The sequence below is a fragment of the Anaerotaenia torta genome (assembly GCF_050433395.1).
GTDB classification, from domain to species: Bacteria; Bacillota; Clostridia; order Lachnospirales; family Lachnospiraceae; genus Mobilitalea; species Mobilitalea torta.
In genome coordinates, this window is record NZ_JBNPXH010000001.1 from 355,687 (window position 1) to 371,415 (window position 15,729).

13 protein-coding genes and 1 pseudogene are annotated in these 15,729 nt (G+C 47.5%); all 14 read left to right on the top strand.

Features of this window, described 5'->3' with window-relative positions; translation table 11 throughout:
- Positions 1–9: 9 nt before the first annotated feature.
- The 14 genes and pseudogenes from HNQ56_RS01530 (at position 10) to HNQ56_RS01595 (ending at position 15,682) form a co-directional block, all read left to right on the top strand.
- On the top strand, positions 10–1,362 hold the full coding sequence (locus HNQ56_RS01530) for an ABC transporter substrate-binding protein (RefSeq protein WP_429142071.1): 1,353 nt from the start codon (positions 10–12) through the stop codon (positions 1,360–1,362).
- Between the two features lie 93 nt (positions 1,363–1,455).
- Positions 1,456–2,331: a carbohydrate ABC transporter permease gene (locus HNQ56_RS01535; RefSeq protein ID WP_429142073.1), complete on the top strand. Its 876-nt coding sequence runs from the start codon at positions 1,456–1,458 to the stop codon at positions 2,329–2,331.
- The gene (locus HNQ56_RS01540) at positions 2,328–3,134 is read left to right on the top strand and encodes a carbohydrate ABC transporter permease (RefSeq protein WP_429142074.1); all 807 of its coding nucleotides are present in this window, start codon (positions 2,328–2,330) and stop codon (positions 3,132–3,134) included. Before HNQ56_RS01535 ends, HNQ56_RS01540 begins: the two co-directional genes overlap by 4 nt.
- Positions 3,135–3,227: 93 nt before the next feature.
- Positions 3,228–4,256 (top strand): LacI family DNA-binding transcriptional regulator, encoded by a 1,029-nt coding sequence (locus tag HNQ56_RS01545; RefSeq protein ID WP_429142076.1) that lies wholly within the window; start codon positions 3,228–3,230, stop codon positions 4,254–4,256.
- A 33-nt stretch (positions 4,257–4,289) separates the two neighbouring features.
- Positions 4,290–6,305, top strand: coding sequence for a beta-galactosidase (locus HNQ56_RS01550; RefSeq protein ID WP_429142078.1), 2,016 nt, complete (start codon positions 4,290–4,292; stop codon positions 6,303–6,305).
- A gap of 281 nt (positions 6,306–6,586) precedes the next feature.
- A complete protein-coding gene (locus tag HNQ56_RS01555; protein ID WP_429142079.1) occupies positions 6,587–7,279 on the top strand; it encodes an aspartate/glutamate racemase family protein in 693 nt (230 codons plus the stop codon).
- Between the two features lie 123 nt (positions 7,280–7,402).
- The gene (locus HNQ56_RS01560) at positions 7,403–9,370 is read left to right on the top strand and encodes a glycoside hydrolase family 127 protein (protein ID WP_429142081.1); all 1,968 of its coding nucleotides are present in this window, start codon (positions 7,403–7,405) and stop codon (positions 9,368–9,370) included.
- Between the two features lie 145 nt (positions 9,371–9,515).
- The gene (locus tag HNQ56_RS01565) at positions 9,516–9,893 is read left to right on the top strand and encodes a hypothetical protein (protein ID WP_429142082.1); all 378 of its coding nucleotides are present in this window, start codon (positions 9,516–9,518) and stop codon (positions 9,891–9,893) included.
- A gap of 270 nt (positions 9,894–10,163) precedes the next feature.
- Complete coding sequence (gene rpsL / locus HNQ56_RS01570; protein WP_429142084.1) at positions 10,164–10,586, top strand: 30S ribosomal protein S12; 423 nt, start codon at positions 10,164–10,166, stop codon at positions 10,584–10,586.
- A 259-nt stretch (positions 10,587–10,845) separates the two neighbouring features.
- Entirely contained in the window at positions 10,846–11,316 is a 471-nt protein-coding gene (rpsG, locus tag HNQ56_RS01575; protein ID WP_429142086.1) for a 30S ribosomal protein S7, read from the top strand.
- Positions 11,317–11,482: 166 nt separating this feature from the next.
- Complete coding sequence (gene fusA / locus HNQ56_RS01580; RefSeq protein ID WP_429142088.1) at positions 11,483–13,600, top strand: elongation factor G; 2,118 nt, start codon at positions 11,483–11,485, stop codon at positions 13,598–13,600.
- A gap of 202 nt (positions 13,601–13,802) precedes the next feature.
- Positions 13,803–14,996: an elongation factor Tu gene (gene tuf / locus HNQ56_RS01585; RefSeq protein ID WP_429142090.1), complete on the top strand. Its 1,194-nt coding sequence runs from the start codon at positions 13,803–13,805 to the stop codon at positions 14,994–14,996.
- A 130-nt stretch (positions 14,997–15,126) separates the two neighbouring features.
- Positions 15,127–15,237: pseudogene (locus HNQ56_RS01590) on the top strand (type II toxin-antitoxin system HicA family toxin); the annotation flags it as partial.
- 49 nt (positions 15,238–15,286) lie between these two features.
- Complete coding sequence (locus tag HNQ56_RS01595; protein ID WP_429142092.1) at positions 15,287–15,682, top strand: type II toxin-antitoxin system HicB family antitoxin; 396 nt, start codon at positions 15,287–15,289, stop codon at positions 15,680–15,682.
- Positions 15,683–15,729: the final 47 nt, after the last annotated feature.

A 15,729-nucleotide genomic window follows, 5' to 3' on the forward strand; every position in this document is an offset into this window, starting at 1 on the left:
AGGATAAGTATGAAAAAGAAAATGTTAGCAGTTATTCTGACCCTCACCATGGTAGTTTCTCTATTGGGTGGATGTGGTTCAAAAAATGGCAAGGAAGATGGCGATAAGAAAGGAACGGCGCCCACTTCCGGAGCAGCTGCAACGGAAGCGCCGAAGGGGGACGACTCCCAGGCAGAGCAAGCTGAGCCGGTGGAACTGACCGTGTGGGGATGGGATGCATCCTTTAACGGTCTGGCTTTACAGGAGGCGGATAAGCTGTATGACGGTGCAACCATTAATTTTGTAGAGATGGCGAAAGGGGACTGTCTTCAAAAGATTCATACGGTATTGGCTTCCGGTGTGACGGATGACCTTCCGGATATCGTAATCATCAGTGATCTGGTGGCTCCGGGATATCTGATGTCCTACCCTGGTGCTTTTTATGCAATGGACGGGGTGCTGAATTACGATGACTTTGCAAGCTATAAGAAAGCGGCAGTATCCTATGACGGAGTTGGCTACGGCGTACCCTTTGATACCGGTGTGGCCGGCCTGTTCTATCGTACGGATTATATCCAGGAAGCAGGATATACGGATGAAGACATGCAGAACCTTACCTGGCAGGAATATCAGGTACTTGGACAGAAGTTAAAGGAAAAAGGACATTTGCTTCAGACCTATAATCCAAACGATATCGCAGAGTTTCAGATCATGCTTCAATCTGCCGGAACCTGGTTCACCAACGAGGACGGAAGCCCCAACTTTGCTAATAATGAAGCATTAAAGGAATGCTATCAGATCTTTAAGAATTTTAACGAAAGTGATTATGTAAAGGTAGTCAGTGATTGGACCGGATTTGCGGGTGCCATCAACGGCGGAGACGTTGCCTGCGTAATCCGTGGTTCCTGGATTGCATCCACTATTAAGGCGGCCCAGGATCAGAGCGGCTTATGGAAGGTGGCTCCGGTTCCGACCTTAAGCACCAGCGGTGCAAGCAATAAATCCAATCAGGGAGGCTCCAGCTGGTTTGTGCTGAATAACAGCAAGAATGCTGCGGCTGCCGCGGACTTTTTGGCAAAGACCTTTGGACAAAGTACTGATTTATATAACACTCTGGTAAAAGAAAAGAATATCATGGCAACCTATTTACCGGCATCCAATGTAGAAGCCTATAATACGGAGGACCCGTTCTTCTCCGGAACAAAAATCAATCAGGTGCTTGCAAGCTGGATTGCGGAAATTCCTGCAGTGAACACCGGTGCATATTCGGCGGAAGCACAGGCGGCATTGTTAGCGGTAACTCCGGACATTCTGGCCGGCAGTGATCTGAATGCAAGCTTACAAAAGGCAGAAGAACAGTTCAGCCAGACAATTCAAGAATAGGGTTTCGTGAAAGGGGATTTTACGAAGGTAGAATCCCCTTTTTAAAGATATTGTTTGAGATAGTGTAGAGTGACGTCATGGAGGTAATTATGCATGGAATACAATAATAAAAAGGGACATGCGTTACACGGCTGGTCCATGGTATTTGTAGCCTCAGCATTTATATTGCTGTTCAGTTATGTACCGATGCTGCAGGCGTTGTTCCTGTCTTTCAAAACCGGTAAGGGTGCCAACCTGGTTTTCCGCGGATTGGCGAATTACAGAAGAATGCTGGGAGATGCCACATTCTGGGCAACCATTGGAAACACCATGTTTTATGCGGTAATCCAGATACCGGTGATGCTGGTGCTGGCTCTAATCGTGGCGGTGCTGCTCAATGATCCGAAATTAAAAGGCAGGGGTATCTACAGGACCTGTATTTTTTTACCCTGTGTCACCTCCATGGTCTCCTATTCGATTTTATTTAAAAATATTTTTGCTGTGGATGGCTTTGTCAATAATTTTCTGATCAAGATCAACCTCATCGACGCACCGATTGCTTTTGTTCTGGAAGCCGGATGGGCAAAATTTGTTATCATTGTGGCATTGATCTGGCGTTATACCGGATACTATATGATCTTCTTCCTGTCGGCGCTGCAAAATATAGACGGGTCCATCTATGAAGCGGCAAAGCTGGACGGCTGTAATTTCCGGCAGACCTTTATGAAAATAACCGCTCCCCTGCTGCGTCCCATCGTATTCCTAACCAGCATTATGGCATTGAATTCGACGCTGCAATTATTTGACGAGGTGGTTAACCTGACCGGCGGAGGTCCCGGCAACGCAACCCGGACAATCTCGGAGTATATCTATGATCTGTCCTTTAACTATGTGCCCAGCTATGGTTATGCGGCGGCAGTATCCTATGCGGTATTTCTGATTGTGGCAGTGATCACCGTAATTCAGAAAGGAGTCATGAAAGAACGATGAACCGAGTGAAGAATCTGTTTCGGCATATATTTTTGATTATAGTATCCTTTGTGTCGATCTTCCCCTTTCTGTGGATGATCATCAGTGTGACTAATTCGTCCAAGGATATTACAATGGGCAAGCTCACCTTTGGGAGTCACCTTATTACCAATGTGCAGAATGCTTTTCAGGCGGCAAATCTGGGAAAAGCATTTGTGAATTCCATGGCGCTGGCCCTGATTATTACAATAAGCTCTCTGCTGATCTGCTCTTTGGCAGGCTACGCCTTTGTAATGTTTCCCTCCAGGGGAAGGGAAATATTATTCATGGTCCTGATTGCATCCATGATGGTTCCCTTTGCAGCCAGAATCATCCCCATGTTTCGCATGTTTGCTCAGGTAAAGCTGCTGAACAACTACCTTTCCATTATTCTGCCGGCAATCGGAGCGCCGTTTTTAGTGTTCTTCTTCAAGCAGAATACCCACTCCTTTCCGAAGGAAACCATCCAGGCGGCCAGGGTGGACGGCTGCAAAGAGCTCCAGATTTTTATCCGCATCTATATGCCCATGATGAAATCCACCTATTCGGCAGCGGCGATCTTTTCCTTTATGGCCAGCTGGAATAATTATATGTGGCCGCTCATAGCACTGCAGAGCAACAGCAAATTCACCCTTCCCCTCACGGTTGCCAACCTGGCTTCGGAATTCACCCCGGATTACGGCATGGTTATGGTGGGAATTATTATATCGACCCTGCCGATGATTTTGGTGTTCTTCTTGCTGCAGAAGCAGTTTGTGGAAGGTATCCTGGGCTCGGTAAAGTAATTTAACAGGAAGAAAAGATAGATTGCAGTAGACAGGCTTCCGAATCAATGCTAAAATTATTTAAAGATTTAGTTGAATTTAGGAGGCGGAGAAATGGCGTTTAAATCAAAGGAAATTGCGAAGATGCTGGGGATTTCACCTGCCAGTGTTTCGCTGGTTTTAAATAACAAGCCCGGGGTCAGCGAGGCGACCAGAAATAAAGTATTTAGTTTAATTAAGGAACTGGGATATGAGGACTTATTGCCGGAGACAGCGGAGGAAACAAAAACAATCCTATTTCTTGTATATCGCAAGAACGGTGCCAATACGGAGGCAAGTCCTTATTTTTCGCAAATATTCTCGGATATTATCGAGGGCGTGGAGAAACAGGCAAGAAACAGCGGCTATAAGCTGATGATAACCTATGCCGACACAAGTACGATCCAATCGGAAGTGGCCAAAATCAAAGGAGAGCAGATGGAAGGCCTCCTGCTTCTGGCTACCGAGATGGTCGAGGAACAGATGGATCTCTTTACAGAGATGCATGTTCCCACGGTAATTATTGATAATTATATGGAAACAAAGGATATAGACAGTGTTGCGATTAATAATGAACAGGGTGTAAGCCTGGCTATTTCCTATCTGGTATCCATGGGTCATAGGGATATAGGCTATTTGCATGTGAACGGCAATGCTCATAATTTTAGCGAGCGCTATTATGGTTTTTTGCGTGCTGCAAGGGAGTATCAGCTTGCGGCCGGTGAGGAGCGGATCATAGAATTTTCATCCGGCGGCGGTGATGCGGCGTTTCTGGAACTGAAGGAGCGGATTGGGGCTATAAAGTACATGCCCACAGCCTTTTTTGCAGATAATGATATTATCGCAATTTATGCCATCCGCATTCTACGGGAGCTGGGATACCAGATACCGGGGGATGTATCCGTGGTTGGCTTTGATAATATATCCCTGTCGGAAATGCTGGACCCTCCGCTCACTACCATACAGACGCCCAAGTACGCCATCGGAAGAGCAGCAGTGAATACGCTTACGGATATGATATCCGGCGAATCCGAGGGGATTCGAAAAATAGAATTGAAGACCAGTCTTGTAAAGAGGAATAGTGTAAAGAGGCTGAATGTGTAAATGGCCTTATAGATAAAGATAAAGGAGAAGAAAATGAAGAAAGAGAATAATTCGTTCATCTGGTTCGGCGGCGATTATAACCCGGACCAATGGGATGAGGCAACAATTGAAAAAGACATGGAGCTGCTGAAGGAAGCCAAGGTAAATGCGGTAACTCTTCCGGTATTTTCCTGGGCAAAGCTGGAGCCTGAGGAGGGAGTCTACCGGTTTGAATGGCTGGATAAGATCTTGAAGAAGCTTTGGGATAATAAAATCCATGTGATTCTTGCAACCCCCACCTGTGCCCAGCCGGCCTGGCTGTCCGCCAAATATCCCGAGGTGCTGCCGGTGGATATCGCCGGACGGAAGAGGACCCACGGCATGAGAGTGTTTTTCTGTGTTAACAGTGAAAAATACCGTGAGCGTGCCGCCGCCATTGCTGCAGCTATGTCGGAGCGCTACAAGGATTTTCCGGGGCTGATTGCCTGGCATGTGGCCAATGAGTATGGAACCTACTGCTACTGTGAAAACTGCCAGAAGAAGTTCCGCACCTGGCTGAAGCAGCGGTATGGTACACTGGAGAAGCTGAACGAACGCTGGCATACCTCCTTCTGGGGCAGAACGCTGACCTCCTTTGAGGAGGTAATGCTGCCGACGGAGCTGAATGATGATTACCGGTTTAATCCAGGGATTCAGCTGGACTATATGCGCTTTGTCACAGCCTCCACCATTGAGTGCTATAATAATGAAGCTCATATTCTGAAAAAGGCGACACCCCACCTTCCGGTCTACTCCAATATTTCAGGATACATTAAGAAGCTGAACCAGTTCGAGATGATCCCTCATATGGACTTTGCAGGCTGGGACAACTATCCCTCTCCCAAGGATGAGCGCAGCTTCCTGGCGTTGAAGTTCGATATTATGCGCGCGGCCAGAGACGGGGAATCCTTCCTGGTTGCGGAGATGTCTCCCAATCAGCAGAACTGGCAGCCCTATAACAAGCTGAAAAGGCCGGGCGAGGTTCGCCGGGCGGCTTATCAGGGACTTGCCAGAGGAGCGGACAGCAGCTTGTATTTTCAGCTTCGTCAGTCAGTGGCGGGGCAGGAGAAGTTTCACGGAGCCTTCCTATCCCACAACGGAAGGAATGATACAAGAATCTTCCGGGAATGTGCGACCCTGGGTGCCGAGCTGGAGAAGCTGGACGGAGCGTTCCTCAAGGCGAAGACCTCTTCCAGGGCCGGTGTTATCTTTGACTGGGAGAACTGGTGGTCCCTGGAGCTGAACAGCGGTCCCACCAAGGACATGAATTATCTGGAACAGGTGCATACCTATTATAAACCCCTTTATTATCAGAATATTCCGGTGGACATTCTGAAACAGACTACGGATTTTTCCGGTTACAGTGTGATCATCGCGCCGCTTCTGTATATGCTTAAGGGAGATATCGCCCAGAGGCTTAAGGAATTTGTTAAGAACGGCGGAACACTGGTTGCAACCTATATGACCGGTTATGCCGACGAGAATGACAGGTGCATCTTCGGGGCCTACCCCGGCCCCCTGAGAGAGGTATTCGGCCTCTGGGTGGAAGAAGTGGATGCCATGTTCCCCGAGGAGAAGAATACCATCCGAATGACCGGGGCTGCGAAGGGCTTCCGGGAAGCTTATGAGAGCGGCTTCCTCTGCGATCTGCTTCATACCGAAGGAGCCGAGGTGCTTGCGGAGTATGGCGAGGATTTCTACCAGGGAATGCCGGCAGTGACGGTGAACCGCTATGGAAAGGGACAGGCTTATTATATCGGCACCCAGGTGGAGCAGGAATTCCTGGATACCCTGTACCGTCAGATCTGCAGCGGGAAGGAGCTGGCTCCGGTGTTTGATTTCCAGGGTGAGCTGGAGATAACATCAAGAAAGAATGAGAGCGGAGAATATTTCTTTGTGATCAATCATGGCAGCACCGACGGAGAAGTGGATTTTGGAAACGTAAGCTATCAGAATCTGCTGGATGATCAGGTTTATACCGGGAAGACAGCTGTACCGCCTTCCCAGGTGTATGTGCTGAAGCGGGCGTAGTATTACGGTAACAGATAATGTGATTTGAGCGTTAGATGGGCGAGGGGTTAGGCTGTGAGATGAATAGGAGTGTATCACTATCCGTCTGGGCTTGCCTTTAACATCCCATGATTGCCAGGCGCAGGCAATCACGGGAAGCCCGGTCTGCGCCCAGATGGATAGTGATACACTCCTATTCACCGCGTCAGTATTAAGAAGACGTTTATCGGGCGAGTCATGTTGGAAGGATAATATTGTTGAAGCATAATAATAGAAAGATAATGTCAGAATGAGGTGGATTTATGAAAGCAGCATTGGTATATACGAGCACAACGCCGGAATTAATTCAGCTGGTTACCCGGGAGGTTACGAAGAATCTGGGGGATCAGGCGGAGATATTAAGCTATGAGGACGGAAGCATCCTGTCTGAGACACGGGACGCGGGACAGGTTACACCGGCGGCAGCGGCGAGACTGGTTTCCATGTATATGAAGGCCGTAGAGGAGGGTGCGGATGCGATTTTGAACATCTGCTCCTCTGTGGGAGAGGTAGCGGATGCCGCTCAGGATCTTGGGAAATATATTGGAGTGCCTATTGTACGCATTGATGAAGAGATGTGCAGGGATGCGGTGAGGCTGGCGTCGGCAAAGGAGAGCAGAATTGGCGTGCTGGCAACCCTGCCTACTACCCTGGAGCCTACGAAGAACACCATCAGGCGGGTGGCGCGGGAGCTGGGACAGCGGGTGACGCTGGTTGACGGACTGATTGATGCCTTTGGCGCCGACAGGGAGAAGTTTCAGAAGCTGATGCTGGAGAAAGCACAGGAGATTGCGAACCAGGCGGATGTGATTTTGCTTTGCCAGGGATCGATGGCGTATTGCGAGGAGCTGCTGGCAGAGGCCTGCGGTATGCCGGTGGTGTCCAGTCCCCGCTATGGTGCGCTGGCGCTGAAGGAAGCGCTGGTGAAGAAAGGTCTGATCGCTGAAAGCAAGTGATTGAGCGTTGAAAGTACTTTATTAAGGGCAGCTTGATAAAGCAGCTATAGAAGCAAAAAAGAAAGAGAAAGCAAGAAAAATGGAACTGAAAAATCGTCAGAAGATTAATAGGAGAATGAAATTATGTTGACGGATACAAGAAAATCACCCTATGCCAAGGTGTCTTCTCTTCCGCACAATGCCGTAGCCTGGACGGAGGGCTTTTGGGCGGACAGCATGAAGGCATGCACGGAGACGACGGTATGGCATTTGAAGAATATGTTTGATTCAAAGGATATAAGCCATATTATAGAGAATTTTAAGATCTGCGCCGGAGAGGCCCAGGGAGATCACGACGGAACCGTGTTCGGGGACGGGGATTTCTATAAATGGATGGAAGCGGCGCTTTATACGGCGTCGACGGCCGGGAATGAGGAGCTTCTGGCAGAGCTGGACCGTTATATCGATCTGATCGGAAGAGCCCAGCAGCCGGACGGCTATCTTTCCACCAAGCAGATTATCGGAGAGAAAAACGCCAACGGGGTATTCCGCATGGGGGATATCAATGATTTTGAGGTATATAATTTCGGGCATCTCTTTACCTCTGCCTGTCTTCATCATAGAATTACAGGCAAGGATAACTTTTTGAAAATTGCCATTCGGACAGCGGATTATCTGGATCATATGTACCAGGAGGCCGCCAGGACCGGCGAAGTGCAGACGGCAGTATGCCCCTCCCATTACATGGGATTGGTGGAATTATACCGCACCACGGGAGAGAAGAGGTATCTGGAGCTGGCGAAGCTGGCTATTGAGCTGCGGGATTCCGTGAAGGACGGAACGGATGACAATCAGGACAGAACGGCGTTAAAGCAGCATGACAGGATCATCGGGCATGCGGTTCGTGCCAATTATCTCTACAGCGGAGTGGCCGATCTGTGCGCCGATGTGGAGGATGAGGAATACAGGGCCATGCTTCATCGGGTATGGGACAGCCTGATGCAGTATAAAATCTATATTACAGGGGGCTGCGGCGCACTTTATAACGGCGTATCACCCTACGGGAATTTCTTCAAGGATCAGAAGACGCATCAGGCCTATGGTTATGAATATCAGCTTCCCAATATTACGGCTTATAACGAAACCTGTGCCAATATCGGCCTTGTGATGTGGGCACACCGGATGTTTAATATTGAGCCCGAGGCTAAGTACTATGATATCATTGAGCGCACTATGCTCAATGTAAACATGGCGGCTATCAGTCTGGACGGAAAGCATTATTTTTACGAGAATATGCTGCGCCGGACGAAGAAGCTGGAGTATGAGATGGTCTGGCCCCTGGAGAGGACAGAATATATTACCAGCTACTGCTGTCCTCCCAATCTGGCCAGAAATCTTGCTCAAAGCAGCGAATATGCTTATTCCGTATCAAAGGATGCGGTATATACGGGAATGTACGGTGCCAGCCGGGCCCATATCCAGTTGGAAAACGGCGCGGACTTTGTACTGATCCAGCAGACAGAGTATCCTTACCAGGGAAAGATAACCTTCCTGGCAGAGGAAGTGAAAAATGAGATACCCGCAACCTTAAATATCCGCATACCGGGATGGGTGGAAGATGGCTATCTTGTAGACGGCAGCGGAAAACGGCAGCTTCTGTCATCAGAACAGGCCAATACCTATCTGCCGGTGGAAATAAAGGGACAGACAGCGGTCGAGGTATTCTTTGCCATGCCCGTACGGCTGACAGCAGCTCATTCCATGGTGGAGGAGAATACGAATCAGGCTGCCGTTGAGCGGGGTCCTCTGGTCTATTGCATTGAGACACCGGATACGGAGAACGTTCCCATGGAGGACCTGCTTCTTCCGGTATCGGCAGAATTTACAGAGCTTCCTTATGAAATTGCAGGAAGAAGCATGACAGCGCTGGAGACGGAATTCTACGCTCTGAAGAGGGAAGGCTTCCAAAGGGATGCTTTGTATCAGCCTCTGCATTACCGTGGGATGGATAAGGTGAAAGTCAGGATGCTTCCCTACTTTGCATGGGATAACAGAGGTTTTCATGAGATGAAGATCTGGCTTCCCCTGGTATATGAGGCCAAATCGTTCTAGATATCGCACACTGCGTTTTAGCATTGAGAGCCGCAAAATTATACTGGAAGAGATCCTGCACCATGGGGAACCCCGCCGGTGTAGTTTTGCGGCTCTATTTCTGATTCAAATTCTGGAAAAGCCATAAAAGCCTGTAAAACACCGGGTGCAGGTACTCAGGGAAATCAGCAGCGTCGCGCTTGAGGTGACGGAAAGCTTCGGAGAGATTGAGCAATCCATCGCGAAGCAGACCGGAGAGATTGGTCAGATCAGGGAAGGGCTTTCCCAGATATCCGCAGTGGTGCAGACCAATGCCGCCACCGCCGAAGAAAACTCCGCCACAAGCGAGGAGATGTCGGCACAGGCCGTCATGCAGCAGCAGGAGGTTGGAAGATTCAAGCTGTGGGAAGGAAACCGGCGTACTCCTGTGCCGGATGCATTGAATACGGAACGTGGGTTCAGAGAGGATGAGAAGATTGAGTATCAGGCAGCTTCACGGAGAAAAACCCTGCCTCATACCATAGAGCTGGGTAAGTACGGATGATATGTGAGGGAGAACTTGAGTCCAACCACAGGCTGAGCTGCTGACCTTCCCGGCGGCTCCATAAAAAAGTCCTTGACAATTTTCTGTGAAAAATATATAATCATCTAGCGTGCGGATTCCTGCATGCAATGTATTTTTCGTGCGTTTTTTGCCGATGCTGATATTGTGCCGGAGACGCAGAAGAACAACCACAGAATTCAGAAGTAAGAGCAAGCGGATTGGCGAACCAATTCATCTTGTAGTGAACAATTTTCAGGAGGTGAAAAATTAATGCCCACATTTAACCAGTTAGTAAAAAAAGGCAGACAGACAGTAGAGTATAAATCCAACTCTCCTGCATTGCAGAAGGGATTCAATTCCCTGAACAAGAGAACCACTAACGTATCGGCTCCTCAGAAGAGAGGCGTATGTACCGCAGTTAGAACAGCAACCCCTAAGAAGCCTAACTCAGCGCTTCGTAAGATTGCCAGAGTTCGTCTGTCCAACGGAATCGAAGTAACCAGCTATATCCCCGGCGAAGGCCACAACCTTCAGGAGCATAGCGTTGTTCTGATCAGAGGCGGAAGGGTTAAGGATTTACCCGGTACCCGTTACCACATCATCAGAGGTACCCTTGATACTGCAGGCGTAGCCAAGAGAAGGCAGGCACGTTCCAAGTACGGTGCTAAGAGACCGAAGGAAGCTAAGAAGTAAGATTACTAAATCGATAGTTAAAGTGCCGGATTAATTTTTCGTTTCCGTTTGATTTGTATTTTCTGTGGGTTACAGATTGAGAGTGAGATAAAGTTAAACTGAGCACGAACACGGACTGTGGAAGCATAGTCTTCCATTCAGCGCAGATATAGTAAGCGGGCGTCGGCCGGCTGAAGAGATTATCTGCATGTGAGTACCGTTGAATTAATTGACTGACGGATCTCCCGATTCGTCAAGTATTATTAAGGAGGGAAGAAACGTGCCAAGAAAAGGACATATACAAAAAAGAGATGTATTGGCTGATCCGATGTACAACAATAAGGTTGTAACAAAGCTCATCAATAACATCATGCTGGACGGTAAAAAGGGTACAGCCCAGAAGGTCGTATACGGCGCATTTGAGAAAATTGCAGCCAAGACCGGCAAGGATGCCGTTGAGGTATTCGAAGAGGCAATGAATAACATTATGCCCGTACTGGAAGTAAAAGCCCGACGTATCGGTGGTGCAACCTACCAGGTACCGATTGAGGTTAGACCGGAGAGAAGACAGACACTTGCGCTTCGCTGGCTGACCATGTTCTCTCGCAAAAGAGGAGAGAAGACCATGCAGGATAGGCTTGCAAATGAGATTATGGATGCCGCCAACAGCACCGGCGCATCTGTAAAGAGAAAAGAAGATATGCATAAGATGGCAGAGGCCAATAAGGCATTTGCACATTACAGATGGTAAAAGGATATTATCATGGCATGTACTTCTGCCTCATAAGGCATATGAGACTTGAAAATTGAATTTTATCATTGTTAACGAGATAAATTTATGCATCCCGGCTTTTCAGAAAAGATTTGCGGAATTACTTGCATGAATTTGCTTGTCATGAATTAAGGAGGAATTATCCTTGGCAGGAAGAGAATATCCGTTAGAGCGGACAAGAAATATCGGTATTATGGCTCACATCGATGCGGGAAAGACAACTCTTTCCGAACGTATCCTGTATTATACCGGTGTTAATTACAAAATTGGTGATACTCATGAAGGTACTGCAACCATGGACTGGATGGCCCAGGAGCAGGAAAGAGGTATCACAATTACGTCAGCTGCTACCACATGCCATTGGACTCAGGAATTCGAGCACAAGAAGATCCCCGGTGCATTAGAGCATCGTATCAATATCATTGATACTCCCGGACACGTAGATTTTACCGTAGAGGTTGAACGATCCCTGCGTGTACTTGATAGTGCGGTTGGTGTATTTTGTGCGAAGGGTGGCGTTGAGCCCCAGTCCGAGACCGTATGGCGTCAAGCTGACAAATATGATGTACCTAGAATGGCTTTTATTAATAAAATGGACATTTCAGGTGCGGATTTCTTTAATGTTGTAAAAATGATCAGAACCCGGCTGAGCAAGAACCCGGTTCCGATTCAGTTACCCATCGGCAAAGAAGATACCTTCAAGGGAATCATCGATTTATTCGAGATGAAGGCCTATTATTACAAAGATGATAAGGGCGAGGATATTGAGATAACAGATGTGCCTGAAGATATGAGGGATCTGGCCGAGGAATACAGGGCTTCCATGATTGAGTCCATCTGTGAGACGGATGATGATCTGATCGAGAAGTTCTTAGAGGGTGAGGAGCCCACGACGGAAGAGCTGAAGGCAGCTCTGAGAAGAGCCACCATTGCAGTTCAGATTATTCCGGTATGCTGTGGTTCCGCATACAGAAATAAAGGTGTCCAGAAATTATTGGATGCAGTTATTGAATATTTACCAGCGCCCACTGATATCGCTGATATCAACGGCGTGGATGATTTGGGCAATCCGATTACAAGAAAGTCCTCTGACGAAGAGCCCTTTGCGGCACTGGCCTTTAAGATCATGGCGGATCCCTTCGTAGGTAAGCTGGCATTCTTCCGTGTTTACTCCGGTACCTTGAATTCCGGTTCCTATGTATTGAATTCCACCAAGAATAAGAAGGAACGTGTCGGACGTATTCTTCAGATGCATGCCAACAAGAGAGAGGATCTGGAGAAGGTTTACTCCGGTGATATCGCTGCTGCTGTTGGTCTGAAGCTTACCACTACCGGTGATACCATCTGTGATGAGAAGCATCCGGTAATTCTGGAATCCATGGAATTCCCCGAGCCGGTTATCAATGTTGCGATTGAGCCTAAGACCAAGGCCGGTCAGGATAAGATGGGCGAGGCGCTGGCGAAGCTGGCAGAAGAAGATCCTACCTTCAGAACCTATACCAACGAAGAAACCGGTCAGACCATTATCGCCGGTATGGGAGAGCTTCATCTGGAGATTATCGTAGACAGACTTCTTCGTGAGTTCAAGGTAGAGGCCAATGTAGGTGCACCTCAGGTTGCTTACAAGGAAGGCTTTACCAAGACCGTTGAGGTTGACAGCAAGTATGCGAAGCAGTCCGGCGGACGCGGTCAGTACGGTCACTGTAAGGTACGCTTCGAGCCTATGGATGCTAATGCAGAGAAGACTTATGAATTTGTTAATGCTATCGTGGGCGGTTCTATTCCGAAGGAATACATTCCTGCGGTAGACGCAGGTATTCAGGAAGCCTCCAAAGCAGGTGTCCTTGGCGGATATCCCGTACTTGGTATCAAGGCTACCTGTTATGACGGTTCCTACCACGAGGTTGACTCCAGTGAAATGGCCTTCAAGATTGCCGGTTCCATGGCCTTCAAGGATGCGATGCATAAGGGCGGAGCAGTGCTCTTAGAGCCTATCATGAGAGTAGAAGTAACTGTTCCTGAGGACTATATGGGTGATGTAATCGGTGATATCAGCTCCCGTCGCGGACGTATCGAGGGTACTGAGGACATCAATGGCACCAAGCAGATCAGAGGCTTCGTTCCGCTGTCCGAGATGTTCGGATATGCCACATCCCTTCGTTCCAGAACCCAGGGCCGCGGTGCTTATTCCATGTTCTTTGCGATGTATGAGCAGGTTCCGAAGAGTGTTCAGGAGAAGATCCTGTCCAGCAAGGGTAAATAAATTCCCTCTGGATAAAAAAATCACTATATCCATTGTTTATGCTTGAAAATATTTCTAAGTTGAAATATAATAGGGCATATGAGGCAATATATAGACAGGCCCATATATTGGCGGCGGTGCTTTCGTTTTGGAGGCCGCATTTCCCATCGGGCAAAAATCATTTGCTTACAGGCATTTATTATTAAAAGGAGGACGTTGTAAAATGGCAAAAGCTAAATTTACAAGAAACAAACCGCATTGTAATATCGGTACAATTGGTCACGTAGACCATGGTAAGACCACTCTTACCGCAGCTATCACAAAGACTCTTCATGAAAGATTAGGTACCGGTGAAGTTGTTGCATTCGACAAGATTGACAAGGCTCCCGAAGAGAAGGCAAGAGGAATCACAATATCCACTTCCCACGTTGAGTATGAGTCGAAAGCAAGGCATTACGCTCACGTTGACTGCCCCGGACATGCTGACTATGTAAAGAACATGATCACCGGTGCTGCTCAGATGGATGGCGCTATCCTCGTAGTTGCTGCTACCGATGGTGTTATGGCTCAGACCAGAGAGCACATCCTGCTCTCCCGTCAGGTAGGCGTTCCTTATATCGTAGTATTCATGAACAAGTGCGATATGGTTGATGATCCCGAACTTCTCGAGTTAGTTGAGATGGAGATCAGAGAATTATTAAATGAGTATGAGTTCCCCGGCGATGATACTCCTATCATCCAGGGTTCTGCTTTAAAGGCTCTTGAGGATCCCAGTGGTCCTTGGGGCGAGAAGATTATCGAGCTGTTTGACGCTGTTGACACTTGGATCCCGGATCCTGAGAGAGCAACCGATAAGCCTTTCCTGATGCCTGTAGAGGACGTATTCTCCATCACTGGCCGTGGTACAGTTGCTACCGGCCGTGTAGAGCGTGGTATTCTTCATGTATCCGAGGAAGTTGAAATCGTTGGTATCAAGGAAGAGACCCGTAAGGTTGTTGTTACCGGTATCGAGATGTTCCGTAAGCTCCTTGACGAGGCTCAGGCTGGTGATAACATCGGTGCGCTGCTTCGTGGTGTTCAGAGAACGGAAATCGAAAGAGGCCAGGTTCTTTGTAAGCCCGGCACAATCAAGTGCCACAAGAAGTTTACCGCTCAGGTTTACGTACTGACCAAGGAGGAAGGCGGACGTCATACACCTTTCTTCAACAACTACAGACCTCAGTTCTACTTCAGAACAACTGACGTAACTGGCGTATGTAATCTTCCCGACGGCGTTGAGATGTGCATGCCTGGCGATAACATCGAGATGAGAATTGAATTAATTCATCCTATCGCTATGGAGCAGGGTCTTGGCTTCGCTATTCGTGAGGGTGGAAGAACCGTAGGTTCCGGTAAGGTTGCTACCATTATTGAATAATTTATAACAGGTGAAATACAAAAAGCTGCAATTCCTTGATTTAGAGGAGTTGCAGCTTTTTCTTTATATGTATAATGAAAAAAATGAGAGAGCGTGAGTGTAAACGGGGCACGTAAAAAACGGTTCACATAAATTCTTTGAAAATCCGGAAACTAATCGATATATAACCGTTCCTTATCACAACAAAGATTTATCGAAGGGCTTAGAAAATAAAATTCTAAAGGATGCAGGGCTAAAATAAAGCTCATATTCTGTTTAATAAATAAATCATATGATAGGAGGTATTCATAATGAAAAAGCTATTTTATCCGGCAGTATTTCAGAAAGAGGAAGATGGTCGTTATTTTGTGTTTTTTCCCGATATTGACGGATGTAATACAGGAGGCGATAATATTAATAATGCGTATGAGATGGCGTTTGACGCTTTGGGATTAGTGCTGACGTATATGGAAGATAATAAACGTCCATTGCCCGAACCATCACAGCCGGAGGATATAGAGCTTGAAGAAAATCAGGTTATTGTTGTTATACAGTTTGATATGCTCGAATATCTTAAGAAACATGAATCAAAGGCTGTCAAAAAAACACTGAGCATCCCATCCTGGTTAAATGAAGCGGCTATGAAAATGAATATTAATTTTTCCCAGGTACTCCAGGATGCGTTAAGAGAAAAAATAAAAATGTAACATAAGAACAGGAGGGAATCATCGAGAGAATGATTCCTTTTTCTTAT

Bases quoted from the DNA above. Each gene is read 5' to 3' on its own strand.
- HNQ56_RS01530 (WP_429142071.1), top strand. From the start codon at position 10: ATGAAAAAGAAAATGTTAGCAGTTATTCTGACCCTCACCATGGTAGTT.
- HNQ56_RS01535 (WP_429142073.1), top strand. From the start codon at position 1,456: ATGGAATACAATAATAAAAAGGGACATGCGTTACACGGCTGGTCCATG.
- HNQ56_RS01540 (WP_429142074.1), top strand. From the start codon at position 2,328: ATGAACCGAGTGAAGAATCTGTTTCGGCATATATTTTTGATTATAGTA.
- HNQ56_RS01545 (WP_429142076.1), top strand. From the start codon at position 3,228: ATGGCGTTTAAATCAAAGGAAATTGCGAAGATGCTGGGGATTTCACCT.
- HNQ56_RS01550 (WP_429142078.1), top strand. From the start codon at position 4,290: ATGAAGAAAGAGAATAATTCGTTCATCTGGTTCGGCGGCGATTATAAC.
- HNQ56_RS01555 (WP_429142079.1), top strand. From the start codon at position 6,587: ATGAAAGCAGCATTGGTATATACGAGCACAACGCCGGAATTAATTCAG.
- HNQ56_RS01560 (WP_429142081.1), top strand. From the start codon at position 7,403: ATGTTGACGGATACAAGAAAATCACCCTATGCCAAGGTGTCTTCTCTT.
- rpsL (WP_429142084.1), top strand. From the start codon at position 10,164: ATGCCCACATTTAACCAGTTAGTAAAAAAAGGCAGACAGACAGTAGAG.
- tuf (WP_429142090.1), top strand. From the start codon at position 13,803: ATGGCAAAAGCTAAATTTACAAGAAACAAACCGCATTGTAATATCGGT.
- HNQ56_RS01595 (WP_429142092.1), top strand. From the start codon at position 15,287: ATGAAAAAGCTATTTTATCCGGCAGTATTTCAGAAAGAGGAAGATGGT.